A 26,520-nucleotide genomic window follows, 5' to 3' on the forward strand; every position below is an offset into this window, starting at 1 on the left:
GCGATAGACTTTTCCAAACCTTTTGCTGCCACAGCGCCATCAAGGGGGTAGCGCTCGGGCAGCAGCGCGGCAAAATATACCATCCTTGCTCCAGCGCCTCCTACAACCCAAAACGCACCCCATACTCCGCCTCAGTCAATACCTCTACCCCCTTCTGCCGCGCACTATTGAGTTTAGTTTCGCCCACCTTCTCCCCCACCACTAAATAGTCGGTCTTCCCCGTGACGCTAGTAGCTACTTTAGCTCCGAGTGCTTTAGCCTGCAGCTTCATCTCCTCACGGCTACCGTGCTGCATGGTGCCACTAAAAACGACTATTTTACCGGCCAGCGGCAGCGCCGCGTTAGCCGCTGTCTGCTGTGGCGTCGTAATCAGGTTAAAACCTAACTGATAGAGCTGGTTAAACTCCGCCTCTACTGCCGCTAACCCTTCACAAATGGCCGCAGCAGTTATCTCGGCAAACCCCTCTATATCACTTAACTGCGCTTCAGTTAGGGTAAAAATATCCTCCAACTTAACCTGCTGTAGCAGCTTTTCACAATTCCCCGGCCCAAGCCGCATCACCCCAAAAGCAGCTAAAAAGCGCCAATCGGCCAAAGGTTCGGTACGGCTGCGCTGTAGCTGTGCTAACAGATTCGCGGCTGTTTTATCACCAAAGCCCATCTCTGTCAGCTGCTCGTGCCGGAGCCGATAAATTTCATCGACCCGCCGTATGCCGTGCTGATAGAGCTTAGTCATCGTTTTAGTTCCAAAACCATCCACATTACCGAGTTGGCGAAAAAAGTGCTCCAAGGTATGAGTCATCTGCGCCGGGCAGTCGATACGATTCGGACAGAGCAGATAGTCGCCATCCCACACTAAAGGGTGCTCACAACTAGGGCATTGGGCTGGAATATCGGCTGTGGCCGGCTGCACCACCCGCTCAATTTTCGGAATCACTAAGCCGCTACGCACCAGCTCAATAATCGCCCCGGCGCCAATTCCGAGCTGTTTCACCATACTATAGTGGTGTACCGTAGCGCGGCTAATGGTGGCACCACTTAATCGAGTCGGTTCTAATTCAGCTACCGGATTAACCCGACCGGAGCGGGAGGTCTGCGGCACCACAGCCACCACCGTCACTTCAGCCGACTCGTGATTATTTTTAAAAGCAATTTGCCAACGGTGGTGGTGACGAGTCGCCCCCATCGCCTGTTTTAACGGCTCATCCAGCGCCTCAAGCACCACGCCATCGACATCAAAATCGACACTGCTACGAATCTGCTCCACCTGCTGTGCAAACTGTGACTCTAGCTGCGCGACAGTACCATACCAGGCAGGTAGCCGGGCAAACGGCATAAACAGAGCCGCGCCGGCATCGATCGCCTGCTGCACCCGCTCATCTTCGCGCTTTTCAGCTAAAATCGCCGCCTGAAAGTTACGGCTGTTATCAAAATGGTCGGCCAGATGGCGGGCAAAATAGCTACGGCTGACCACAATTTCACCAGCGCCCCCGCCGCGTTCACCATCCCCGCCAATCTGTAACCCGCGCTGCAATACGCGGCTAATATCGCTGCCTCGGCGCCCGTCACCACGGGTATAGAGCCGTTCACCATCATCAAAGGCGGCAAAACCATCCAGTTTCGGGGTCATTTTTAGCTCTAACTGCTCCGGTTCGAGCCCTAACCGAAGCGCCGCTTTCTGTAGCCGTTTTAACCAGCGCTCGATCTCCTCCCAACTATAGGCCTTTTCGGTCGAAAGCATCCGCTGCGGCAGCTCAACCGTTTTGGTATCGGCTATCTCCGGCTCAGCTTCCACCTGTTGTAACCACGGATGATCAGGATAGCGCCGCTGTAATTCGGCCAAAAATATCGCATCATAGTCATTATCCGTAATTAACGGATAACCGGCGCGGTAGAGGGCGTTAGTTAGCTCTAAAAAGGCGAGTAACGCCTCATCACTTAAGCTTGTCGCCTCAGGCTCTCCTGCGGCTATCGCGACTAACTCTGCCGCTGTTAGCTGTTCAGCAGCCACTAATCCGCAGCGTTCTAAAATATGCTGCTGTTCAGAGTTTAATATCATTTTGGACATAATAACTTTTTAATAATATATAAAAATTTATAATCCAAACTTTTGGCATACTGGACTATAAATTATGACTGATGATTTATTTACTATTGGCTGATAAGTGGGCCTTGTTCATCGTTTCGTCAGCCCGTTGGTCAGGGTAGCCAAGGCCAATTATCGGCCTTGTTCATCGCTTCGTCAACGGCAACCATACACTGCGACTGATACTGGTGACGGGAATACGCCATTCCCCCGTTGAGAAAATGATTTCCATTCTGAGCTTAGGCTCGTTGGAGCTCCTATGACAGCCAAGCCTGACGAATCGATGAACAAGGCCCAAGCCACCATTCGAGACCTGACCCCGTCTCTTTCACTTTTATGCGCATAAAAGTGCAAAGTAGGTTATAGTATAGGCCAATTAACAACCTTAATTGACGGAAAATGACAGTGCAACGCAACTTACTCAACACCCTAATGGCATGGAAAAACCAACCTGTGCGCAAGCCATTATTGATTGATGGCGCAAGGCAAACGGGTAAAACATATCTGCTGCAAGAGTTGTTTGCTAACGCCTTTGCCAATGTTCTTCGAATCGACCTTCTTGAAAATCCAGCCTACAAAGAAGCGTTCAATGGCTTACTGTCACCTGATGAGCTATTAATGAATATTGAGCTTTTGATCAATCAGGCGTTCAACCTAGAAACCGATCTGCTGATATTAGATGAAATTGGCGAATGTGAACGCGCCGTTACCTCACTAAAGTATTTTGCTGAAAAAGCGCCTTGCAAGAGTTTATTTACGCATCAAATAAGCAAGCACTGATCAAAGCGTTTGAAGCCTAGGCAAGCACACCGGCAATACACACTAAATTGATAGATAAACTAACAGACTACTTTTTTACCGGTGGTATGCCGAAAGCCGTTTCTGCTTGGTATTGGTTTAAAGATTCAAGCATTTTAGAGCGCGTTGCAAGAGTCACTAAAATCCATGCCGATTTAGTGGAAGGTTATCGCCGCGACTTTGGTAAGTATGCAGGCAAGATCGATGCTACACTGATTGAATCGGTGTTTAATAGCATTCCTGCGCAGCTATCACTTGTGAGCGATGAGTCCGTTAAGCGCTATCGGCTCAGGGCAGACATTGATGCGATTGTTTTCGAAATAGAAAGGGGTGCTGAATGATTTTAGAAAACAAATTGGGTATTAGCGAACAGATAGAACTCGCTAAGGCCGAAGAAAAAATCAGCAAACAAAAAGCGAAGCGGCTTTTTGATTCGGGCGATATCGCCATGGTTGAGGTCGGCACCTATGCTGGGTTAGCGTTTATCCATGCCTATCTATTTGAAGACATTTACCCTTTCGCCGGAAAAATTCGCGATGTGAATATCGCTAAAGGCGATTTCCGTTTTGCGCCGCTGATGTACCTTGAAGCCTCGCTGAAGCATATCGACGCTATGCCACAAAGCACATTTAATGAAATCATCGAAAAATATGTCGAGATGAACATCGCCCACCCCTTTCGCGAAGGCAATGGCCGCGCCACTCGCATCTGGTTGGATATCATACTCAAAGCAGAAATCAAACAGGTTATCGACTGGAATTTAGTGGATAAAGAGGAATACCTTTCCGCCATGCAGCGCAGCCCCGTTAAAGACCTTGAAATCAAGAGTCTACTCAAGCAAGCCCTCTCCGATCGAACCGACGACCGCGCCCTGTTTATGAAAGGCATTGATGTGAGCTATTACTACGAAGGCTATAGCGAATTCAAGATGGAGGAGCTATAGGGATGCGGATTGAACGGGATCAGGTCTTGAATCAAAGCATTACTAGGCAAAGTGTTTCGGCCTTGTTCATCGTCTCGTCACCCTCATGAGGCATGATTCTCTCGCCTTTCCTCTCCGCCTCTCCCAGTGGGAAGGGGGTGGAGGGGAGCTGACGAAGAGATGAACAAGGCCAAGAAGCGGATCCAGCGCTGCGCTTCGCTGGAGACCGTATCGCCTGTAAATTCAAAACGGTGCAGCTCACAGACCGAAATCCCACCACACTGGTCACTTATCGCTCTGCCCGACTCATCTTGTATGGCAACCTGGCTTGGTGATACAGCACTATTTATTAAAGATAGGAGCAGCTGTTGCAGTAGCGCCAGTTTTGCCGCAGCCACTTGAGGCATGTCGTTCTGTTGTTGAAGCGCCCGTTGCAAAGTTGAACAGCTTACCTCCGTCGCATAGCTCCCCTCTTCAGCATGGCGGGGGAGCTCAGTCATCAATTTTTCCAGCAACCGCATCTCCTTAGTTCAGTTCAAGCTACCACCGTTTAGAGTCGTTTTCGTTGGGTATATGCCTGAGAAGCTACCCCATCTAGGTGATTAGGGTGCCGATTATAGCCATAGTTATCCTCCAAATCATCACGCCTACTGCTTTCACGCCGCTTTAAGTCAGATCGGGTGTCGGGTGGCAGCACCTTTTTAGCGACCTTACCCGCTAGCTACCAAAAAGCCTCTGTCTGCTGTGGTGGAGTCATAAGAACTAACCTAAGACAAATGAGCACGAAGGGAGACCCCGACCTCGTGATTTTGGCCGGTTTACGGATTGATTGAGCAGACATTGCGCACTCTTTTTTTAAGAGTGATGAAGTGGTACCATCCTGTCTCAGGAACACTGAATTAAAAAGGGAAAAGCGGCGCTACGGCCCATCACCGGGAGAAATTGTCTATGACTCTAAACCAACGGGACATCTCCCGACTTAGCTTCATTGTCATCACCGACACTCATGCATCCGCCAAGCGCTATTGGCTACAGGGAAATTGCCACCTGAGGGGGATTAATTTTTTTGGTGGCCATATTGAAGAGGGTGAGCGTGCCGCCGAGACAGCGCTTCGAGAGTTCATGGAAGAGATTGGTAACCGTGAGCTGGAGTCTAAGTGGCATTTAGATACAGACACCGCCCCACAGCTCGCCACTTCTATAGATAGGTTACGGAATGAGCTGATACCGTTATGGCCAGATCGGGTTCACCGTTTTCCGTTTTACTCGCTGCGTATGGGGCGAGAACGCATCGCTGAATGCTACTTTTTTGAGCTCTGCATTGAGAGCTTTAACGATATTATTGCCCGGCTAGAGTGGTTAGCTGAACACTCTCTGCATTGCGACAAACTCGATCGATCACTACCGGGGGCAGAGCCGCTCACTATGGAACAGCTAAACCAGCTCCGGCTAACTCAACCCTATAACCCCTTTATACGCTACTTTTTTAAGCAGCAGCTTATCCACACTTCGTCTCAGCAGCAGTGGGCAGAGCTGGCCTGCGCGATTGAGTGTCACTTACGAAACTGGTTTACCGTGTCTGAGCAGGCGCTCACTGCCGAATTTTTACTCCCTGAGCCCGGTGAAGTAGCACAGGCACTGCGTTATAACCGCACCTTAATGATGAACCTTAACCTCTATTACGGAGAGTCAGAACCGCTCTGTTTGACACTGCCCTACCCCGAAGCGGGACTGTTTATGCGCGAGAGTAGCGCCTCATCACCCGACTTTTATCACTGGCTCCCGACCCTGCGCCTTCGTCCCGGTATTTGGGCACTACAACGGTGGCAAGGTGACGGTCAAACCATTGCCCAGCGTAAAATCGTCATCTCTTTGCCACAGGGCACGACCGTAACCCTGCCGTGGCCGCTACCTAAAAACGCTATAACCGCGACCGATCTAGCTGAAAAAAAGTTCACGCTACCACCGCAATGGGACTCTAACCTCAACCAAAACCACATTAACCACTTTAAACAGCAGCAGTGCTGGAGTCGGGAGCAGCTCATTGAGTACTTTAATCGCTTCTTACCTAAAGATAGCGAACTTAAAGAGAGTGAAGCCGTCGTCGATCCTGCTCTGATTAGCGACCATTGGCACGATGAAGATGATCTGGCACACCAATGCATTAACCACTACCCGCGTTATATTCTCGACCAACTCACTGACTATCTACTACAACAGAGCGACGATCAGATCACCCCGATAGATGTCGAACAGTGGCAGCGACTGATTGCACCTAAATTGCTCTATTCACTCCAATCCCGACTCCAGTTTCAACGCCTGAGCCAGAGTGAACCCCGCTTTATCTTGCCGTTTGATCCACTCAACGGTGTCGATGCCCTCTCTCGTCTGAATCAACTCACACGATACCCTTGGCCCGGCCATGTACTTGAACAACTCCCCGGGCAGTTTCGCCAAAATCACCCTAGTTTTCGCAACCTCATCTGTCCGTTTGAGACCCCCGAATCGAAACGAATCGGCCTTAATCTCTACCTAAGTGCCGGCACAAGCGTTGATGTTGAAGGCAGACTCACCCCGGCACCCGACGGCCATAATGCCATCGGTCATGCAGCACAACTGGTACCGTTTAGCGCTCACAATGATGCACCTCGGGTGATGATGGGCGCCAAAAACATGAAACAGGCGGTGACACTCAAACAGCCTGAGCCTCCCCTGCTGACGACCGGTAACGAAGCCGAATGGATCACACGGTTAAAACCACTACATCGACTCGGCTTGATTGATAGCGAACACGCTCTAGCCGATGGGCGCAACCTGCTGGTCGCTTATATGCCATTTGATGGCTGGAACTTTGAAGATGGCATGGTTGCTAACCAAAGTTTGCGCGAGAGTGGTGACTTCACCTGGCTCAGTGATCGCCAGACTGCCGGCCACTATATTCAACCGGGTTGGGAACCGGATTTAACCCCCAGAAAAGATTTTGATAACGGACTACGGCAAGTGGGCAGCGAGCTCTATCCGGAAGGCAAAGAGGGTGCCATTATCGGCTGGTTTCGCCATTGTAGCAGCGGCACCACAGCCCCTCTGCGCCTCGCCCTAACGCATCCGGTCACGCTGTTAAAGTGTCACTACACGCCACCACGCCATACAGGCTGCGGCGGCTATTTGAGCTGGGAGAGCGAGCGCCGACTACCGTTGACAATCGGCGATAAACTGATGGCACGACACGGCAATAAAGGGGTGATGACCCGCTTTGTGCCCACCGAGCAGATGCCGCGCCTGCCGGATGATCCTAAGCTTCCACCATCGCTGCGGGGCAGAGCCGTTGATTTGGTACTGAACCCCAACGGGGTGATTTCCCGCATGAATCTCGGCCAATTGATTGAGACCCAACTGACACTTGCTAATGCGTTAGGAGAGACTCCGATTGTCACCGAAGTCGGTATCCAACTTACCGAAATGGAACGACAAGCAATGCAACAACGGTTTCAACAGCATCCGGCTTTTGATGAGCATGGACGGATTCCGTTACAGCTAAGCGATGGCACCACCACCGAATTGGGCGTTGTGGTCGGCTGGCAATTTTTTATGCGCCTGAAGCAGTCACCGCTGCTCAAAAGCCATGTTCGCGGTCAGCCCAAACTAAACGACTCCCACTACGATACCACTACCGGTCAACCCTATGGTGGCAAACGCCACGGTGGCGGCCAGCGCATCGGTGAAATGGAGATTTGGGCACTGGCGGCCCATCAGGCCGACCACCTGCTTCAGGCGATATTGACCGATAAAAGCGATCCCACTCAACAGAGCTGGCAAGCGATTTGTGATCACCTTGCCGCACTACCTAACTGGCCGGAGCCTAAAACAGCGAAACAGCGGCAGGCGCTGCAACCATCGCTTATCCCCGGTTTTTTGCTTGAGCTGGCACATAACACCTTACACTATCGTCCGAAAAGCGCCACAGATTGGCAAACCACCCCAAAAATCATCAACGCAGCTACCCTTGAGTTGAACAAAAAGGGCTCATTTAGCGGCTCCTTTCGCTGTAGCAGATCCGGTTGTGACTATCATCTAGCTCTCACTCAGGGGATTAGTGTCACCGAACGCGGCAAACTGCAACTGACACTTGAGGGGTGGTTGCAGCACCATGCTACGCATTGGCACCAACTAGAGCTGCATGAGCTCGATGCCTGTTTAAACCGCGTTGGAGATAACCCATTCGCCGAACAAGCGGTCACGCTCTATGCCGAGGATAAAGCGTTCACTCTGGAACTGACCCGTAAACCGGGTAAATCGCCCAATCAATTCACCCTCAATGGCACTGTGTCATACAACGATGAGAGTGTCGGACTGAAACTTAACTGGCAAAGGGGTCAAGGCAAAAACAGCCCTACCTTCAGCACAACCGATATTAAGCGTGCCGAAATCCGCTGCCCACGCCGACTGCACGGTTCCGCAACGCCCGATATAAGCGCCCAAACCGACCATCAAACAACCTTAAATCCGGTCAGTGGCGGTCTCTACGACCCCGCTATTTTTGGCGAAAGCGGCACACAAGTGGGTCTCATTGAACTAACCCCAAAAATCGTGGTTCCGGTACTGCCACCACGCTACCGCATGAGCTCACAGCAACAGCGGCAACTGCAACAAAAAGTCGAACAACTCGGCTATCTACCTCGCCCCGAAGGGCTCGATAGTGCCTATCTACAACTACTTAAAGCAAAAAACGATGCTGATAAACTCATCCCCTCCTCACTGTGGGACGAATGTGTCACGACTGCTCTCCAAGGGTTAAGCGACCCGACAAGCGCCACACTACTTATCGCCGCAGCACAACCCCACACACTTGAATCGGGCTATATCGAAAAACCGGTATTATCAGCAACCCTCACAGCCGATCTCTATTGGGGGCTCAAAACGCTGCGCGATGGTCGTAAAGGTTCCAAACCGGTTAAAGGGCTATTAGAGCGCTTAAAAGGCAAATTTGGCCTGTTACGCCGCCACGGTTTAGGGCGGCGGGTCGATCTCTCTGGCCGATTTGTGATTGTGCCCGACCCGACGATGGCGTGGGATGAGTGTGGCGTGTCGCCCAACGCACTGGCGGTACTACTAGGTAAACAGATTGCACAGTGGTTTGTTCTGCCACTACAACCCGATCTGCCCGATAAGGTTAAATCGGCGCAGCATTGGCAAAAAATGGGAGCCCGTAGCCACCTGCCACGCGATATTCACCCCGATGAAATCACCATCATTGCCAGCTATCTTGAAGCCCATCCTGATCTCCATCTGCTGCTGAATCGTGCCCCTTCACTACACCGCTATAGCATGATGGCATTTCGACCTAAATGTTTGCCGATAGACGATGGTGCCGTTTTGCGCATCCACCCGCTGGTCTGTAGCGGTTTTGGTGCCGACTTTGATGGCGATGAGATGAGTCTGCATCTGCCACTAACTGAAGCCGAACAACAGCAGGCAAAACATCTACTCTCACCACTCGCGCCCCATAACCTGCTCTCGGTAGCGGATGGTCAACCGCTGGCCGGATTCAGTCAGGACTTTGTGTTGGGTTTCTATCTGGCGGGTGAGAAGAGATCAAGTCGGCAGGCGATAAAAACGCTACTGCCAGAGCCCTGCTGCCAAGAACTTCTAGCTGCAACCCATTGGGATAAAAAAGTGGGCGCAAAGCTCATCAACCATCTCTGCAAAACACATCAAACCGAAGCCGGCCAGGTTATTCCCGCACTAATGCGCAACTGCATGGAGCTTGCAACGCGCTATGGGGTCTCGTTCGGCTATCTGGAGCTATCTCAACTCGCTCAAAACCTACCGCCTTTTGATTTCAGTATCGACTACCTTAAATGGGCACAACCACCTGAACCAGAGCAGGAGCCAAAGCCGATAGAGTCGGCCGAACCTAATAGCGCACTGAATCGCAGAGTCAATGACGCGGTTCGCCAGCTTGCAACCCAATGGCAAACCGATTCCGCGCTCGGTTTTGCTCTGCTTGCCCACAGTGGCGCTCGGGGGGGTGCGGAACAGACCCGTCAGGTTCTGATAGCGCGCGGCGAGTTAGATGGCGGCATCATCGGTTTTGATCGCCATGCCGCCCGATTTGAACACGCCAGCACACTGGTCAGCGGAGTCGATGCAGATGAGCAGTTTTGGGGTGCGTTCAATGGCCGCTCCTCGATGATTGATAAAAAGCTCGGCACCCCACAGGCCGGTTACCTTACCCGTCAACTGGTTTTGGCAGCTTGGGGTTGGACCGTGGTCGATGAGGATTGTGGTCAGGTTTCAGAGCGATCACTATTAACCTGCCAACTGCATAGCCAACAACAGCGCCGCGCTATCTGCCGCCACTGCTATGGCGAACCGCTTAACGGCTCGCCGCCGCACTACCCCTATCCGGCAGGACTCATCGCCGCCCAATCGTTTGGCGAACGCGGCACGCAGCTGTCGATGCAGAGCTTTCATACCGGTAAAAAGGCGATCTCTCTGGCAGGGGTACAGCAGATTATTCTCAGAGCCCGTCAAGGTGAGCTTAAGCCCGACGATTTTGTAACCGAACTTAGCGACATCAGCGCCTATCAAAAACTCGATCGACGCCATCTTCAGCTTATCGCTCTGGCACTGGGGTGGCAGAGTCAATACCTGAGACTCGATCAGTTACTGGTCGGCTACCCGCAGCAGTTTGCCAATGTTGAGACCGATCTTAGTCAGCCATTAGCTGAATCCCCACTACTCCAACTACTGACCGCACACTGGGAGAGAGACCGTGGCTAACCAATATAGCCGGGATAAAACCCAAAGCCAAAAACGCTACACCACTCAGGAACAACGCCAATATCTGGACAATAAACGAGCCGCAACCCAAGGCCAACACGCCAGCCAGGCACGCGATCAGCTCAGTCAGGCGGCCGAACTGCGGCAAGAGTCGTGGCAAGATGAACTGCCATATGCCGAACTGCCCGATAGCGATCTCTTATTAGATATAGAGTATGACCCTGATGAAACGCGACCTGAAGAGCCGGCAGATAGCGATAAACCTAATCGAGCCGTGGACGCCTTCTCCCCGCCTTCGTCCCATATTAACGCTATGGTCATTGAGCCAGAGCAGAGTTACTGGTTGGAGGTAGTTGAATACAATGGCACCATGCAGTGCCGCTTTCGTCAACCTGACTGGTTAAGTAACCCAACGCCCCAAGGGACAGCCCGACGCACCGTTGAGCGTATCTTAACGACGACGGCCTCCTGGCTGGAGCAGCATGGACAAGACTATCTACGCGAACCGACTGCGGAACACTATGCCCGGTTACAAGGAGCGTATCATAAAGAGATAAAAACCGAATCGATTGTCACTAAAGAGGGGCTCATCACTAAGTTAGACCTATTACCCGACAAAACGGAACCGAAAAAGTCTGATCTTAAAAATCTCAACACCGATTTAACCCGGATTTTCAATCATAGCTACCTCATCTGGCCACAGCAGATGGCACTTCCTCTGACGATTTGGCTTGAAAGTGCTGACTATAGCCATGCCTGGATCGCAGAAGTGCTTAATGCCTATGGTACCTTTAAGAAGAGATCATTTGACTGGTTTCAAATTGCGACAGAAAAACAGGGGATTCGCTACGCTGTATTGACCGATCTATTAAAAAATATCGGTAACGGTGTTAATCTGGCGTCAATCACAACCTACTTACAAAAATTGAGCGAACCGGAGTAAACCATGGCAAAAGAAGCGCTTCGTATCTTTGGGGAGTGGGATGACCACTCACTACAGGATGCAGCAACTGAGTTATCCACCCAGGAGGGTATTGGTTTTATCGCTATTCCTGCCGGGGATGAGCTCTCCGAATGGTTAAAACAGAAAAAAGACGACACCTGCCAACGCTGGGCTATCCTCTACGCCACTGGCGACAAACCCGATAGCACGCAACTGCTACAAAACCGCTCCACTGCGATTGAGCAGAGCGCCCTGTTTCGCCATCTGCAGCTCCCTATCGCTGAACCGAATGAGGGGTGGGTAGTCTGGTTAAAGCGGCAACTTAATGATTGGCTGTTTCCCGATGCGTGGTCGAGTGAAACGGCTGATCTGCAACAGGTCGGCTCATTAGTGGCGATTGATCCGAAAGATGCCACCACCCACTTCATGGTCGGCAATTCCACCCAACTCACACAACTACTGGATCAGCTCGATACCATTAAACGCCGGTTTCGGCTACAGATTGGCGGAGCTGTCGGAGAGCGGCGCAAAAAAGTCCATGAAGCATTGAAATATCTGCTCGATAAAAATTGTAAGACAGAAGAGTCCAAACTCTATGCTGAAATAGCAAAAGCACTCAATAGCGAAAGCAAAGCCACAATTAACCGCACTTTTGCCCAAGTCCAACCGGAAGGGCTGCCCAAAGTGCTGGTCATGGGGCCATCGGGCGCAGGCAAATCCTTCGTTACCCACTATCTGCGCCGCCGCACTTCGGCCAAACCCAGAGAATCACTTTATCGCCCCTACAGTCGGGTGGTGATTCCCGACTATCTCGGGGCTGAAGAGCGGCTGGAGTATGATCTGTTTGGCTACCGCAGTGGCAGTTATACCGGTGGACGCGATGAGGGCGATATGGGACTGCTGCTAAACCATATTGGTGGGGTGATCTTTATGGACGAAATTGGCGAGGCCTCCCCTGCCCTGCAAGCGAAGCTATTAGCGTTTATGGACGATTATCAGGTCAAGCCACGCGGCTGGTATGGCGAGGGGATATTCTGTCCGGTACTGTTAGTCGCCGCCACCAATAAGCCGATTGATGAGTGGGCCATTAACGATGAAAGCACAGAGGTTAACGATAAACCCCGTTTTCGTCACGATCTATTTCAGCGCTTTGATACCGTTATTCGTCTGCCGGGATTAAATGACAGGCGCGATGATCTACCGCCAATTATTGATGCACTGCTACAACTCGACTCGGTCAACCCTAACCAAGCGGTTAACGCTATCACCACAGGTGCTGTGAGCTACCTGCAACAGGTTGACTACCAGCAGGGCAACTTTCGTCAACTACGCCGCCTGCTGATGCAGGGGTGTCAACGAGCCATTCAACGACAACAGGCCGTTATCCTTAAACAGGACATCGAGCATAGTTCCCCATCAAAGGCGTAAAAAAGCAGTGGAACCTGTGTCGCAAAAGAGGCTAAAATTAACCTCGATTCAGAACCCCCCGCTATTCTCAGTCGATTTGGCTGAAAATCGGGGAGGTTCTGAATTTTTGTTCCGTAACTTGTTGAGCGCAAAGGGCGCTTTCAGGGGTAGGGGCCGAGAGGCATATCCTTACCGGTAGGGGTTGGAACACAATGAAAGTCCATTGACTCTGGATTAATGGGCCGAGAGGCATATCCTTACCGGTAGGGGTTGGAACCTTCTATTTTGACCAACCATAGCGTACTGGCTATGGCCGAGAGGCATATCCTTACCGGTAGGGGTTGGAACAATCCTTTAGATAAATAGTTCTCGGCACCCGCCGAGAGGCATATCCTTACCGGTAGGGGTTGGAACACAATGAAAGTCCATTGACTCTGGATTAATGGGCCGAGAGGCATATCCTTACCGGTAGGGGTTGGAACCTTCTATTTTGACCAACCATAGCGTACTGGCTATGGCCGAGAGGCATATCCTTACCGGTAGGGGTTGGAACAATCCTTTAGATAAATAGTTCTCGGCACCCGCCGAGAGGCATATCCTTACCGGTAGGGGTTGGAACTGTATTAGCCTCGCTTGATAACGAGTTTAAACTGCCGAGAGGCATATCCTTACCGGTAGGGGTTGGAACTGGTTCGGACATAAATTCATCCTCATGTGATTGCCGAGAGGCATATCCTTACCGGTAGGGGTTGGAACTCAATAGAACAGCTAATCGGCATTCCCAATATAGCCGAGAGGCATATCCTTACCGGTAGGGGTTGGAACCTTTTCGCCAAACCCAACTTTGTCCGTAGACATCGCCGAGAGGCATATCCTTACCGGTAGGGGTTGGAACTTTCAGCGACTTGATAGCTACTTCTACCCTCCAGGCCGAGAGGCATATCCTTACCGGTAGGGGTTGGAACCTTTGTCGGGTCAAACCTCTCCTTTTTAGAGCCGAGAGGCATATCCTTACCGGTAGGGGTTGGAACGATTTCCGCATCAACCTGCCTATAGGTGTGTGTGCCGAGAGGCATATCCTTACCGGTAGGGGTTGGAACTGTATGTCTGCAGTACCTCGTGTTAACGAGCCGAGAGGCATATCCTTACCGGTAGGGGTTGGAACCATAGTCAGACAAGTCAAACTTCAAATATGGGCCGAGAGGCATATCCTTACCGGTAGGGGTTGGAACCATCTTTCTCTGTAATAACCAATAGCTCCATGCCGAGAGGCATATCCTTACCGGTAGGGGTTGGAACATTTTCTAATAACTCTCGTATTTCAATCATTTGCCGAGAGGCATATCCTTACCGGTAGGGGTTGGAACGGGTGGCAACACCCAGCCTGCCACTGCTGGCTATTGCCATCAACTGTAATTACACTATAATTACAATCAACCATCGCTAGGAGAAGGAAAATGGCGCAATTAATTCAAATTGGTAACTCGCAAGGCATTCGCATTCCAAAGCCGATAATAGATCAAGCCCAACTAAGTGGTGCTGAGCTTGAGCTTGAGATTGTGCAGGAAGGGTTATTAATTAAACCGAAAAAAAAGGCGCGTTCAGGTTGGCAAACCGCCATAGAAGAGACACTATCCCGCAATAAAAAACAGGAGGTCGATCAGGAGTGGCTCAACGCCCCCCTTACTGATAATAGAGAGATAGAGTGGTGACACCAAACATCCAACGATTTGAAGTCTGGCTTATCGGACTAAACCCCACCACAGGAAGAGAGATAAACAAAACACGCCCCTGCGTTATCATCTCCCCGAATGAGATGTCAGCCCTATCAACCGTCATTGTTGCCCCGATGACCACAAAAGGCTTTACATACCCTTGCCGGGTGCCGGTAGAGTTTCAGCAAAAAAACGGACTGATTTTGATTGACCAAATCAGAGCCCTTGATAAAAGCCGCTGTATAAAAAAACTGGGAATAATCGATCAACCAACCCAACACGCCCTGTGCCAATGTTTGCAAGAGATGTTCGCCTACTAAAAAAATCACCCGCCACAAACTTTACACCCCCGCTTTGAATTGGGACTGATATTTTTATGTGAGTTTCTTTTGTTGGTGATACCCAACGGTATCAACCCCCATTAGCCCACAAAAGGAGCACAGCTATGTCTTTTAAGCGTCGTTTTACCCAACTCTTCACTCGTTCAAAGCCACAGGCCACCCGACTACCGAACCAACCTGTGGCTGCAAATCCCCCGCCAACACTATCTGTACCACCGATCACGCCACCGCTACACAGCGAGGTCTTTATCGATACCGATAACTGCTTTGGGGCGCTAAACCAGATCAATCGCGATCTGGCACTGCTCTTTTTGCACCATCCTCAGCAGCTCGAAGCGTTTATTCAGCAGCAGATTGGCGGCACGCTCACCTTTCGTTACTACGGTAACCCTGCGTTTCTGATCCAGCGGGGATTTACCCGCCCGCTACAATCCAACCCTTCGACACACCGGGGCAAAAACTCCGATGACATTCAGATTGCCCTCGATGTGGCTCATCTGCCAGCCTCGGTGACATCGGTAGTGATTGTTAGCGCCGACAGCGACTTTATTCCGGTAGCTCAACGCTGCCAGCAGCAACAGAAGCAAGCGATTATGGTGCCACTTGGCCGTTTTAAGCCGCACAACTACGGTGAATATGATCGGATCATCAACCCAGATAGGCTGATTCAGCAGTTGCAGCAGCTGGTTGAGATTCGCCACAACGATCACAACCCGCCACAGCCCGCACTACCGAAAAAGCCATCCTCGCCTCCGGTACCAAAGAGCCAACACCGCTTAAAGGCCGCGCAAAAGATCGCCGTGCGTAACTTTTTGCACGATGAGTTGCGCGAGCGCCACCAACTGAATCTGGCCGAAACCGGCTATCAGCTGCGGCAGCGTTTTAACCTGCATGACCACCACTGGTACGGTTATGGTAGTTGCAAAAAGCTCTGTCTGGCTCTGCTCGATAGCGTTAAGCTGGATGAGACGGGATACAAGTTGCTGCCACGCTAACTGCGCCTAAACCGTTCACCCTCTTCCCCCGAAGAGGGTGATTTACAAAATAAAATTGTGAGTTTCTTCTATAGGTATCTTTTTTACCCACACCGGAGATACCGCCATGAAGAGCCCGCAAAACTTTGTTGTCGCTTACGATGTCAGCTCCAACAGAGAGCGCAGCCGCATTAGTAAACTGCTCGAAGGCTACGGTTTTCGCGCCCAAAAGAGCCTGTTTGAGATCCGAGCTGACAAAACCACACTACGCCGCCTGACCCGTGCGCTACAGGCGCTGAATCTGACCAGTGGTTTTGCCCGCATCTACCCGCTCGGTTATCGCGTTGCCCCGGTCTCAATTGGTGAAGCACCGCCCGCGAGTGATGCCGACTCGCTCTATCTCTGCTGAGAAGCTATTTACTCTCAATTTATTTGTGAGTTTCTTAAATAAACAGAACAACCGTTAAACCGGCAATTATTTATCGGTTTCCTAGATAACCCAATCCCCCCTTTAACCTATCTTCCTAGGAGTGAGCCATGCGCCATATCGACCGTAACATTATGAAAATTCTGCGTCCGTTTTTGAAGCAAAATAGTGCATTAAGCATCGAAAACGGTTCCAAGCACAACAAGCTGCGCCACCGCCTCACCGGTGACTGGCTGCTGCTGGCCGGCTCGGTGAGCGATCATCGGGCTATGAAAAACTTTCAAGCCGATCTGAAGCGTTTCGTCACTACCGGCGAAGGCTTTATCTACCGTCAGACCGGTACTTTACCGTTGCAATCTGCCTAAGGAGGCTACGATGTGGTTCCCATTTACCGCTATTTTCTCTTCGCCGACAACACCCGCTCCGGCTCAGACTTTACACAGGCCAAAGCCGGTGGTGACCCCTCCCCCTTTAACGACTATCATCGATCCACAAGGCCAACAGCGTCAACTCGATTCGGAACTGGCCCGTGGTGGTGAAGGGAGTATCTATCCCCTGCAAGATCGGCCTGAGGTGTTGATCAAGCTCTACCACCCAGAGGTGTTGCAAAAGCGTGGTGCGCTGTTGCAACAGAAGGTTGAGCAGATGACCACCCTTGCAACGACCCTGCCCGATTCATTGAGCTGGCCTAAATTGTCGGTCTTCCACCCGAACCATCCCGACCGCTGGCTCGGCTACGCCATGCGCCGCATGGAGGGTAAACCGATGAAGCTAATGGCGCACGCCGTCGCTTATCGTAAACACTTTCCCGGACTGGATCGGATTGCGATGGTGAACTATCTGCTCCAGCTGTTAAAGCTGCTCGATGAGCTGCACCAAAAGCAGATTTTTATTGGCGACTACAATCTCAATAACATCCTCTGCCAGCCGGGTAGCAATCGCGTCGGCTTAATCGACTGCGACAGCTATCAGGTTAGCCTGAATGGTAAGCACTACCCCTGCCCCGTCGGCAGTCCCGATATGACACCGGTCGAGCACCATGGCCAATCGTTTGAACAGCTGGTCCGCACCCCAGAGAGCGAACGCTTTTCGGTCGCCATGATTCTGTTTAAGGCGTTAATGCTCGGTCGCCACCCCTACGACATTGTCGGGGGGGATGATCCGGTGACTAACCTTAAGCGCGGGAATTTTCCCTATGGCAAGGGCAAATATGGCATTCCAGAAGGACATTGGTACAACATCTGGAGCCATATGCCCCACAAGCTTAAGTCGATGTTTATCTCCACCTTTACTGACGGCGTTCACGATCCGGCACTGCGCCCTACGCTGCAGCAGTGGCATGACGAGCTGAAGCTCTATCGCAAGAATATGCAGCGCGACTGGCACGATACCCGGGTGATTCCGCCTGAACCGAAGAGCAGTGAATACCGGGGCAATCGCAGCGATATCTCCCGCGAATCGTGCTAACCCCTAACCCTGTTCACCTGAGCGGCACCCCTTGCCGCTCTTTTTTTGTCTAAACCACTGAGGAACCTAGCTATGTGTACCCTCTCTATTCTCTTTAACCTGCTTATTCTCGGCCTGATCATTTTGGCCGCTTTGAAGATGAACATGTAATTATTTGTGAGTCTCTTAATTAACTGATGCCCTACGGCATCATCTGACTATCATTCATCTCTATCACACTACGGAGTTATACCATGAACGATCTGATCGACAACCCCTCTCCCCGCTGCGCTTGTGCTCTGGTACTCGATACCTCTGGCTCTATGATGGGCGCTCCCATTGCTGAGCTCAATCAGGGTCTGCTGGAGTTTATCCACACCATTAAGGAGGATGATACCGCCGCCTACTCAGTTGAGCTGGGTATCTTTACTGCCGGCGGTCAGGTGCAGGAGCTGCTCCCTTTCACCACGCTGAACGAGCTGGAGACGCTCGCCCCTCTCTCCGCTCGTGGAGGAACACCACTGGGCGAAGCGGTCGAGTTGGCAATTAAGCGGCTAGATGAGCGCAAGCAGGCCTATAAGCAGAACGGTGTGCCCTACTATCAGCCGTGGATGGTGATGATGAGCGATGGTGAGCCCACTGATACCTGGCAAGGGGCAGCGGCAACGGCGCGGATGCTCTCCGAGAGCCGCAAGCTGGTTTCGCTCCCGGTGGGGGTGCAGGGGGCTAATCTTAACACCCTCGGCCAGTTCTCCCATCGTGGCGCTAAGGCGATGGCCGGGCTGAAGTACCATGAGTTCTTCCAGTGGCTCTCAGCCAGCATGAGCCGTGTCTCAACTTCAGCTTCCACCAGCTCTGCGGTCGCGCTGCCGCAGACCGCTTCGTGGGACACCATCTAGTGGGCGCACTGCATAAGTGGCTGCATCTGCCCAATCCTGCGCCACCATCGGTACCGTTAATGGCTGCCGATGCGTGGCAGATCATGGAGGAGGCGGTGGTGGGGCTGGCTCACCGCCGTGTCAATCTTCCTTGTCAGGATGCCGTCCGTGCCGTGAACCACCCCCGTCCGGCGCTGGTGGTCGCTGACGGTGCCGGTAGTTCGCCGCTGTCGCATCAGGGCGCCCAAGCGGTCGTGGCCGGATTGATTCGCCTGTTTGAAACGCTCGATAAGCCGCTCTATGAGCTGCTTGATGCCGCCGACACCCCCGATAGCAATTTGGGACGTAGCTGGGCGCTGGTCATCGTTAAGCACGCCATGGGCTTGCTGACCGATTTGGCAGCTCAGCAGCAGCGTTCCGTCAGCGATTTTCGTTCCACTTTGCTGGTAGTGCTGGCCGGACAGCAGCGGCTCTTGTGGCTCAAGGTGGGTGACGGGGCGCTGGTCATTGAGCGCTGTGCCCCCTCTGACACCGAACCGTTCGAGTCGATGCTCTCAACCCTCGGTGAGGTCGGCAAGGGTGAGTTTGCCAATCAGACGCAGTTTCTCGATGCGATTGAACCGGATGATGTGCAGTCGGATCTGCTCGATATGGGCAATATCTGCGGCATGGCACTCATGAGTGATGGCGCGGCCGAACGCTTAATCTCCCACGATGGCACACAGGTTGCCGCTCGCTTAACCACGCTGTTACAGCAGTTGCGCCAAGGTCGTCTGGCTCGCTCAACCCTAACGCAGATGTTCTATGAGGAGTCATTTTGCAAGGGTACTAGCGGTGATGATCGCTCTTTAGCACTCGCTGCACTGCCGGTGACTTTCTGTGAAACGACACAGCCATCGCATGAGCCTGCCACTTCGTCTGAAGTGCAACCGGAACCGAAAAAGAGTCCCCCTCGTAAGCGGCGGCGTAAAAGCCGTCAATAGCCGCTAACCCATCCACTCTAACCGCTGCTCTGCTGCAGTATCTGCTACGGCAACTAGGACTCCCTCCGCTTGCCTAATCCCCCTCCTCTCTGTTACCGCCTGTTTTAGCAGGCGGTAATGCCCTCCTCTCTCTCAAAAATAGCTATTTCCCCCCTGTTTCCCTCGTTTTAGGCTTAAGCTATGCCATAATAGCGGCTATCCTAGACACTCTAAATTGAACTTAGCTATACCCATGAATATCGCTTATAAACCCATTATCTATCTACTCTGTAGCCAGGATTCTCCAACAGTGGAGTCGGCAGCACTCTTTCAGGTGATGAGCATTCGGCCTAATGATAATTCATCTAATAAGTCGGTAAAGCCCTACCAGCTGCTAGATCAGTTGCCGCTTGAGGAGATGCGGCAGAAGCGAAGTCAGATTGTTGCGATTCTCTATGATTTTGAAGCATGGGAAGGTGATGGCAAAATTGAGACTGCCGTAAAATATGATTTTTTTCGTTCTATCTGCCGCAAATTCTTTATTACCGAATTCAAGGGTATCCCTTTTTTTGGTATTGGTGATACAGCTGGGCGTTGGGGACTGACCTATGCCGATCTTCAATGTAGTGGAGTAAGTAAACTTAGCGCCAAGTTCTCAGAAGCTATGCGTGATCTTAATGTGGGCTATTTTGATAACCCTTTTCCACATCAAATTGAAGCAGAAATGTTCAAAGAGATTCAACCAACACCACCCATTTACACCGAAGATCGACTACGCCGCGCCATCGCTTCCACCCTTGGCTGGGTTAACGGCACCGTCACTCTTAAGGCAATGAGCAACGGGTTGTCGGGCGCACGGGTCTTTATCGCCTCAGCGCAGGATAAAGCACCGATTCTGATTAAGGTCGCGCCGTGGCTCACCGCCCAGCAGGAGTATAACGGCTTTCAGTTTGTGATCTCGCCTAAACTCAAAAACTACATCGCCAATATTATTCCCGTAGGCAACAATCTTGGACCAATTCTGATTCATGATGATCACAAAGGGGATGACGACACTATACATCTGAATGATCAGCTCGGTGTATTAGCCTACTCCATTGTCGGCTATACCAGTCAAAAGCCCAACATCAAGAGTCTCAAAGAGCTACTGCAACAGGCACAGCACCCAGAAAATCTGCAAACGCGGCTCAAACTCACCTTTAAGCGACTTATCGCCCAACTCCATAGCGAAGAGAGTGGCTTAAAGCCACAACAGCAGACACTGTGGGGCTGGCTTGGTGAAGCGCTCCCGATCCCCTATAGCGCCAAAATCGTTACCGATACCACTAAGCCGATTGTATTGCATAACTACCAAAACGCCCCCTATCGACTCAAACTCGCCAGTGCTGCCCGACTGGCGGAACTGGCATGGCACAAAATGTGGCTAGAGCTGCAACAGAACCATAAACAGCCGGTCACACTCGACAGCTTTGTGTTAACCGAACTCGACACTGCAACCCATACCCTACGCCTGCGCCACCCCAATCTCGGCTTTCGGATTGAGTGCCGCAGTACTGAGGCGATTAAAGCCGATTTTTGGGTACGGTTAGGGATGCCGGTCACGGTAACGGTTCAGTTTGATCGCAGTGCAACCGGTGCACAGGGTTATCGTAAACTAAAGGATAACACTCTCTACCCCCAGCTCTTTAACAGCTACACCGATACCACACCAGCGCTGCCCCCGCTTAGCCTCACCTATCCGGCCTATAGTGGCACCATTCATGGCGATCTTAATCTCGACAATATTATCTTTACCCTCAGCGAAGAGGCGGCCGAAACCAGCGGCGATAGCGGCTGGCTTATCGACTTTGAGAAGAGCCGCAGCGACGGCTTAATTGCCTTTGATTACGCCAAACTGGAGATTGAGCTGTGGCACCACACCCTGCTCGATGCCCTGCATCCGCTCATGCTGGAACTCGACAGCGAACCACGACAATCGCTGATTACCGAGCTACTAAGCGATATTGACAAAAGTGCAGACGATATCCTGCCACGCATTGAGCAGCGACTTAAAGCCTGGGTCGGTGACTGGATTACCCAAAGCCAACACTACCCCCGCTTTACCGAGCTGCTCAAGATTCACGCCACTATCCGTCAAGCGGCACTGAAGAGCCTCAAGAGCTCAACGCTGCCAACAGAGCTGTCACTGGCTCTGTCTCTCTATGCCTTTACCGCCATCAAATTCAGACCGGCTAAAGAGAGCGGTAAGCATCGTGAAGGGTTAAAGCAGATTGCCGAACACTACGCACAGCAGTGGCAACTTGGGCAAAACACCTCCTTGCCTGAAGTGGTGGATACAAATTGGCAGGACAAAATAGCCACACTATGCGAAAACGCCAGCGAGGAGCGGCAATGGCTGGAGTTGGATCGCACTTTAGTCGCTTTGACACAAAAACCGCTCGACTATGCTATTGCCACACTGCAAGGTTCGGTAACGCCACTTCATTGGGGCGAACAACAGGCGTGGGATATCGCTTCAACCGGCTCAGTCGCTAACATCACCCCTATCATCGGCTACCTTTGGCTTCAGGTGAAGCGCCTGCAGCAGAGCGAGAAGAGCATCGTGATTCCCAAAATCTCCTCCAGCGGCAATAGCTGTGGCACGGTCGATATTCTCGCAGCAGGGGGCTATAGCTTTACCAGCGATGAGGAGGAGATTCGGGAACGAATTGAAGCCGATGGCGGTCTCTTCTGCCGCCAGGATGAGGAGCGGGTATTGGTCGATAAGGTGACCATGGCGCGGCGCAAGGCGCTTAATTTAATGAAAGACCCCAAGCTCACCTTCGCCTCGATTTTGGCCAAAAAGGTACTGATGGGCTGTAGCCACGCCGTGATCGATATTAAATTAGGACGCGATACCAAACTGATTCCGACCCACAGTGCCTCAGTGCAACAGATCGAGACGCTGTGTGGTTTAAGCCGTGAACCCCCCAATCCGCTACCACAGATTACACCGGAGCAGTACCGGGCCGCTATCGATCTGCTACAGCCGTTGCTAACAGCAAACCATCTCTACGCAATAACAGCTAATGAAACAGACAATCATCTGCTAAAACTGGAACCACCGGAAAATAGCCCAGCTCCTACAACACATCTTCCTCGCCAGTTAAATCTGCTCTTTACCAATGCTGATACCCCTCAGTGTCGCGCTATCGGCCGCAAGCTGATTTTAATTCACTTAGAGCGGCTATTAGAGTCAGATACCCCGTTTAGCGATCTCCCCGACAAATGGAAACAGCTCTTTTATCAGCAGCTACCGCAGGCGTTGGAGATAACCCATCCCGATCAGGCACAACTGAAGCAGGCATGGAGTACGCTCAAAACGCAGCTACCCGAGCTTGAGCAAGATAGCGTTATAGCAGCGCTAAAGCGCCACCTTGTCGATAATAGACCCTCAGAGAAGTTACTCAACGACGATAACCTGTGCGCCTGTACAATCAATGCAGAGCATGATGGGACGATTACCTCAATCGATGCCAATGCTCTGGATCAACTATTTGAACGCCTGAGTGATACCGGCATTCAACACGATCCCGACGTCGGCATCTGGCTGCATAAGCTCCCCACTGAAGCGTTTTGCAAGGGCGATGCGCTATTAACCCTCTTCTATCGCCCTGATAACCCGTTTAATCCGCAACAGCTCCCTGCCTATCTGCAGCGCTGGCAACAGCAGGTGATTCTCGTTCACAAAAGGGATAACTCATGCGCTTAATGAGCTGGAATATTCAGTGGGCCAAAGGCGCTGATGGTCGGGTCGAGCCGGTGCGGATTGCAGACTATCTCACCGCACAACAGCCCGATATCATTGCGCTACAGGAGGTATGCAACAACTATCCTGCTAACACCGGTGACTCGTTTGCCGATCAACCGGCTTGGTTTGAACAGGCCTTCAGGCAGCAGTCTGGTGCGGTATGGCAGACGCTGTTTAGCCCGGCCACTGACCGTTTTCATCCCGAAAGCGGTCTGCGACAGCAGTTTGGGAACCTGATTGCCACCCACTACCCCATCGCGGAGGTGCGCCACCACACCTTGCCCCGCCCCGTTGACGCCGCTCACCCCGGCTCTCCCCGCGCAGCACTGGAGCTGCTGCTACAGACACCACTTGGCTGGATACGGTTTATCACCACGCATCTGGAGTACTACTCAACCCGGCAGCGCACCGCCCAGGCGGCCTACCTCTATCGCCTGCATGAAGAGGGGTGTGGCTGGCACCGTGATCCGATTACCCCGCCTAATATCAGTGACACCCCACTACGCACCCTACCGACCACCGACCAGACGCTAATTTGCGGCGATCTGAATGCACCACCGGATAACCCCGAAATTATGCAGCTGTTAGCGCCTGCTGAGCTGACTTGTGTCGGACTCTATGATGGTTGGCGTCTCACGCATCCTGATCAGCCCCACCCGCCGACACTCGGGTTGAATACTTCCGGCTTTAGTCGTGAACAAGCTTTTTGTGCCGACTATCTGCTAGGTAGTCGCTGCACCCTCAACCGAATTGAATCCTTCACTGTTGATGATCAGGTGACTTTCTCAGATCATCAACCTCTTATTATCGACTTTAAGGAACCCACCTGATGAGTTTTACCACCGCTTATGCCTTTGAGGCAAAGGAGATTCAGGGCTATATCCTCGACCGAACCCGAATGCGGGAGATGGTCGGCGCCAGTGGCATTATCGATTCGCTCTGCAACGCCCCCCTTGATCAGGCTCTTGACGCACTTAACCTGACCGAAAACAGCGACTACCAGTTCTGCCGTCGAGGTGGCGGCGGCTTTACCCTGCTGTTTCGTGAGAAAAATCAGGCGAGCGCCCTGCGTGATCTGATAAGCCTGATTGTGCCGCACTACGCTCCCCACCTTCCCTTCGTTCATGCCGTAGCCAGTGCGGCATCATCGCTAGAGGCGATTGAAGATGCGCTAAAACAGTTAAAAGTAGCCGAGCAACAACCCCAAGTTGACCTACCGCTTGCCGGCCCGTTAACCGAACGATCACGCCGTACCGGTCTGCCGGCAGTGGCACAACAGCACGGTGAGTATGTTGATGCAGCTGCCAGAACCAAACAGCGGTTCGCTATAAAAGATGACACACTTGCAGCCAAATTTTTAACTCAGGAGCAGCTTAACCATTACCGCTGGCCGGTCGATCTCAATCCCAAAGAGTTTAACGATAAAAGCGATCCAACAGACCGCCCCACCTTCCCCTATCTTGACGGCGCGGTACGCTATCTGGCGATTATCCATATCGATGGCAACGGTTTTGGTCAGGCGCTTAAATCCCTACGCGATGCGATTAAACAACGCGCTGATTATGCCGAAATTGAGTATGCCTTCTCACAAACCATTAATGAAATAGGCCAAACAGCGGCGCAACAAGCAACCACCCAAATACTCATTCCTGCGGCGCAAGATGGAGCTCTCCCCGCTCGTCCCCTGCTTCTCGGCGGTGACGATCTCACTCTGCTGGTTCGTGGCGATGTGGCACTGCCGTTTGCCACCGCCTTTATTGAAGCGTTTGAACGAGAGTCACAGCAGCAGCTACGCGATTTAAGTGAACTTTACACTATCCCCCTGCCCGATGGGTTTACCGCCTGCGGTGGTATCGCCTACATTGGTGCCAAGCAGCCGTTTTATCGCGCCTACCACCTGACGGAGAAGCTGTGTGATCGCGCCAAAACCCAGGCTAAAGCCGTTATCGCTCAAAATGGTGACAGGGTGCCTTCTGCCATCGCCTTCGATCGGATTACCAATCTAATGGAACAGGGATCTGGTAGAGCTGACTTAACCCTTGCCGGTGCCGTATATGCCACCGATACCCACATCAAAGGACTCCCGCCTCTCAATAACCTGCTCTCACTGCAGCGCGAAGTCGCTCAAGAGAGTGGTGAGTTACAGGGCTTAGTCAAAAAGCTCCACACCCAGTTAAGCCAGCAAAGTGGTGATGTTGCCCTCTATCGCCGCTGGCGTGAAACCCATTCCAAAGGTTGCGCAACGCTTGATAATCATCTGCACGCATTAGGTTCTGCCGATACCGATCGCCCTGTTGTTCGCTGCGCCCAGCAATATTTTAGCCCCTTAGGCGATGTTAAAAACCTGATCATGGTCCATAACCACCACGGAGAGAGCCACGATGCCGACACTCAAAATTGAACTACTCGACTACAGCCTGCCCGGCAGCGGCAAAGGTGACTCTGCTGACTTTGATGAGACAGTCAGACGCGATAGTGATGGCCTGCCGCTAATTGCCGGTAAACACCTTAAAGGGTTAATCCGTCAGGCGCTGCGCTGTGGCAGTGAGTGGGGCTGGCTACCGACCATTGCGGATAGCTATCAACAACCGGATGAGCAGAACAGGCCGCTTGACTGGAGCCGATTACTATTTGGCGCCTCGCTGCTCGAAGATGGTCGCAACCAGAGTGACACCCATATTGATGAGAGCGAACGCGGCATGACTGCCGATGAGGGCTACGCCGGCCGACTCCATATTAGTAACGCCCTGCTGCCTCAGGCGGTTGCCGACCATCTACGCAATCACCCGGAACAACAATCACTGCTGTTTGTCCCTATCGGCAGTAACCGCATTAATGAGTATGGTGCTACCGTAGAACATAGTCGCCGCCGGATTGAGGTGGTCATCCCCCTCACCTTCTACGCCACCCTCACCCCGACCGATGAGCTTCCTACTAACTGGCAAGCGGTGATTCAAACGGTGCTACCCCTGATTAGTGCCATCGGCAAACAGCGACGACGCGGCTATGGGCGTGCTCAACTGACTTTGCTCACTGAAGGAGTCTGAA

Annotated in this window: 18 protein-coding genes, 1 pseudogene and 1 CRISPR repeat array; of the genes and pseudogenes, 17 read left to right on the forward strand and 2 right to left on the reverse strand. The window is 52.1% G+C overall.

The genetic code is table 11. The annotated features are described in order from the left end of the window. Positions 1 to 100 precede the first annotated feature (100 nt). Positions 101 to 2,068: a DNA ligase gene (locus tag D5085_00895; protein QEP41828.1), complete on the reverse strand. Its 1,968-nt coding sequence runs from the start codon at positions 2,066 to 2,068 to the stop codon at positions 101 to 103. 423 nt (positions 2,069 to 2,491) lie between these two features. Here D5085_00895 and D5085_00900 point away from each other — a divergent pair. Together D5085_00900 and D5085_00905 are read left to right on the forward strand one after the other, a co-directional pair. After that, positions 2,492 to 3,171 (forward strand): annotated as a pseudogene (locus D5085_00900) (AAA family ATPase). 50 nt (positions 3,172 to 3,221) lie between these two features. Continuing rightward, positions 3,222 to 3,827, forward strand: a complete 606-nt coding sequence (locus tag D5085_00905; GenBank protein QEP41829.1) for a cell filamentation protein Fic — start codon at positions 3,222 to 3,224, stop codon at positions 3,825 to 3,827. An 83-nt stretch (positions 3,828 to 3,910) separates the two neighbouring features. Here the strand turns inward: D5085_00905 and D5085_00910 are convergent, their stop codons facing one another. Continuing rightward, positions 3,911 to 4,327 (reverse strand): hypothetical protein, encoded by a 417-nt coding sequence (locus D5085_00910; GenBank protein QEP41830.1) that lies wholly within the window; start codon positions 4,325 to 4,327, stop codon positions 3,911 to 3,913. 427 nt (positions 4,328 to 4,754) lie between these two features. Here D5085_00910 and D5085_00915 point away from each other — a divergent pair, with 427 nt between their 5' ends. From D5085_00915 to D5085_00985, 15 genes are all read left to right on the forward strand, one after another. Further along, a complete protein-coding gene (locus D5085_00915; GenBank protein QEP41831.1) occupies positions 4,755 to 10,589 on the forward strand; it encodes a hypothetical protein in 5,835 nt (1,944 codons plus the stop codon). Then, positions 10,582 to 11,532: a hypothetical protein gene (locus D5085_00920; protein QEP41832.1), complete on the forward strand. Its 951-nt coding sequence runs from the start codon at positions 10,582 to 10,584 to the stop codon at positions 11,530 to 11,532. The genes D5085_00915 and D5085_00920 overlap by 8 nt, the downstream gene beginning before the upstream one ends. Before the next feature lie 3 nt (positions 11,533 to 11,535). Continuing rightward, complete coding sequence (locus D5085_00925) at positions 11,536 to 12,960, forward strand: hypothetical protein (protein QEP41833.1); 1,425 nt, start codon at positions 11,536 to 11,538, stop codon at positions 12,958 to 12,960. 152 nt (positions 12,961 to 13,112) lie between these two features. Then, a CRISPR array of direct repeats spans positions 13,113 to 14,306; the repeat unit is 36 nt; unit sequence GCCGAGAGGCATATCCTTACCGGTAGGGGTTGGAAC. Positions 14,307 to 14,396: 90 nt separating this feature from the next. Beyond that, positions 14,397 to 14,651, forward strand: a complete 255-nt coding sequence (locus tag D5085_00930; GenBank protein QEP41834.1) for an AbrB/MazE/SpoVT family DNA-binding domain-containing protein — start codon at positions 14,397 to 14,399, stop codon at positions 14,649 to 14,651. Beyond that, positions 14,648 to 14,974 carry a type II toxin-antitoxin system PemK/MazF family toxin gene (locus D5085_00935; protein ID QEP45001.1) on the forward strand — a complete coding sequence of 109 codons (327 nt, stop codon included), beginning with the start codon at positions 14,648 to 14,650 and terminating at the stop codon, positions 14,972 to 14,974. Before D5085_00930 ends, D5085_00935 begins: the two co-directional genes overlap by 4 nt. A 125-nt stretch (positions 14,975 to 15,099) precedes the next feature. Then, positions 15,100 to 15,990 (forward strand): NYN domain-containing protein, encoded by an 891-nt coding sequence (locus D5085_00940; GenBank protein QEP41835.1) that lies wholly within the window; start codon positions 15,100 to 15,102, stop codon positions 15,988 to 15,990. Positions 15,991 to 16,096: 106 nt separating this feature from the next. After that, positions 16,097 to 16,378, forward strand: a complete 282-nt coding sequence (gene cas2, locus D5085_00945; protein QEP41836.1) for a CRISPR-associated endonuclease Cas2 — start codon at positions 16,097 to 16,099, stop codon at positions 16,376 to 16,378. A gap of 128 nt (positions 16,379 to 16,506) precedes the next feature. Next, entirely contained in the window at positions 16,507 to 16,761 is a 255-nt protein-coding gene (locus tag D5085_00950) for a hypothetical protein (protein QEP41837.1), read from the forward strand. Positions 16,762 to 16,876: 115 nt separating this feature from the next. Then, a complete protein-coding gene (locus D5085_00955) occupies positions 16,877 to 17,863 on the forward strand; it encodes a kinase (GenBank protein ID QEP45002.1) in 987 nt (328 codons plus the stop codon). A 233-nt stretch (positions 17,864 to 18,096) separates the two neighbouring features. Next, positions 18,097 to 18,741 (forward strand): VWA domain-containing protein, encoded by a 645-nt coding sequence (locus tag D5085_00960; protein QEP41838.1) that lies wholly within the window; start codon positions 18,097 to 18,099, stop codon positions 18,739 to 18,741. 59 nt (positions 18,742 to 18,800) lie between these two features. After that, complete coding sequence (locus D5085_00965; GenBank protein QEP41839.1) at positions 18,801 to 19,703, forward strand: protein phosphatase 2C domain-containing protein; 903 nt, start codon at positions 18,801 to 18,803, stop codon at positions 19,701 to 19,703. Positions 19,704 to 19,935: 232 nt separating this feature from the next. After that, positions 19,936 to 23,433, forward strand: coding sequence for a hypothetical protein (locus D5085_00970; protein ID QEP41840.1), 3,498 nt, complete (start codon positions 19,936 to 19,938; stop codon positions 23,431 to 23,433). Beyond that, positions 23,424 to 24,302: a hypothetical protein gene (locus tag D5085_00975; protein QEP41841.1), complete on the forward strand. Its 879-nt coding sequence runs from the start codon at positions 23,424 to 23,426 to the stop codon at positions 24,300 to 24,302. Before D5085_00970 ends, D5085_00975 begins: the two co-directional genes overlap by 10 nt. Further along, positions 24,302 to 25,873, forward strand: coding sequence for a hypothetical protein (locus D5085_00980; protein ID QEP41842.1), 1,572 nt, complete (start codon positions 24,302 to 24,304; stop codon positions 25,871 to 25,873). Before D5085_00975 ends, D5085_00980 begins: the two co-directional genes overlap by 1 nt. Then, positions 25,854 to 26,519 carry a hypothetical protein gene (locus D5085_00985; protein ID QEP41843.1) on the forward strand — a complete coding sequence of 222 codons (666 nt, stop codon included), beginning with the start codon at positions 25,854 to 25,856 and terminating at the stop codon, positions 26,517 to 26,519. Before D5085_00980 ends, D5085_00985 begins: the two co-directional genes overlap by 20 nt. Position 26,520: the final 1 nt, after the last annotated feature.

Source organism: Ectothiorhodospiraceae bacterium BW-2, assembly GCA_008375315.1.
Taxonomy (GTDB): Bacteria; Pseudomonadota; Gammaproteobacteria; order Thiohalomonadales; family Thiohalomonadaceae; genus BW-2.

What these genes read in the sequence shown, in the direction of transcription:
- D5085_00930 (QEP41834.1), top strand. Translation starts at nt 14,397, where the DNA reads ATGGCGCAATTAATTCAAATTGGTAACTCGCAAGGCATTCGCATTCCA.
- D5085_00950 (QEP41837.1), top strand. Translation starts at nt 16,507, where the DNA reads ATGCGCCATATCGACCGTAACATTATGAAAATTCTGCGTCCGTTTTTG.
- D5085_00985 (QEP41843.1), top strand. Translation starts at nt 25,854, where the DNA reads ATGCCGACACTCAAAATTGAACTACTCGACTACAGCCTGCCCGGCAGC.
- D5085_00960 (QEP41838.1), top strand. Translation starts at nt 18,097, where the DNA reads ATGAACGATCTGATCGACAACCCCTCTCCCCGCTGCGCTTGTGCTCTG.
- D5085_00910 (QEP41830.1), bottom strand. Translation starts at nt 4,327, where the DNA reads ATGCGGTTGCTGGAAAAATTGATGACTGAGCTCCCCCGCCATGCTGAA.
- D5085_00905 (QEP41829.1), top strand. Translation starts at nt 3,222, where the DNA reads ATGATTTTAGAAAACAAATTGGGTATTAGCGAACAGATAGAACTCGCT.
- D5085_00975 (QEP41841.1), top strand. Translation starts at nt 23,424, where the DNA reads ATGCGCTTAATGAGCTGGAATATTCAGTGGGCCAAAGGCGCTGATGGT.
- D5085_00980 (QEP41842.1), top strand. Translation starts at nt 24,302, where the DNA reads ATGAGTTTTACCACCGCTTATGCCTTTGAGGCAAAGGAGATTCAGGGC.
- D5085_00940 (QEP41835.1), top strand. Translation starts at nt 15,100, where the DNA reads ATGTCTTTTAAGCGTCGTTTTACCCAACTCTTCACTCGTTCAAAGCCA.
- D5085_00970 (QEP41840.1), top strand. Translation starts at nt 19,936, where the DNA reads ATGAATATCGCTTATAAACCCATTATCTATCTACTCTGTAGCCAGGAT.
- D5085_00915 (QEP41831.1), top strand. Translation starts at nt 4,755, where the DNA reads ATGACTCTAAACCAACGGGACATCTCCCGACTTAGCTTCATTGTCATC.
- D5085_00965 (QEP41839.1), top strand. Translation starts at nt 18,801, where the DNA reads ATGGCTGCCGATGCGTGGCAGATCATGGAGGAGGCGGTGGTGGGGCTG.
- cas2 (QEP41836.1), top strand. Translation starts at nt 16,097, where the DNA reads ATGAAGAGCCCGCAAAACTTTGTTGTCGCTTACGATGTCAGCTCCAAC.
- D5085_00895 (QEP41828.1), bottom strand. Translation starts at nt 2,068, where the DNA reads ATGTCCAAAATGATATTAAACTCTGAACAGCAGCATATTTTAGAACGC.
- D5085_00925 (QEP41833.1), top strand. Translation starts at nt 11,536, where the DNA reads ATGGCAAAAGAAGCGCTTCGTATCTTTGGGGAGTGGGATGACCACTCA.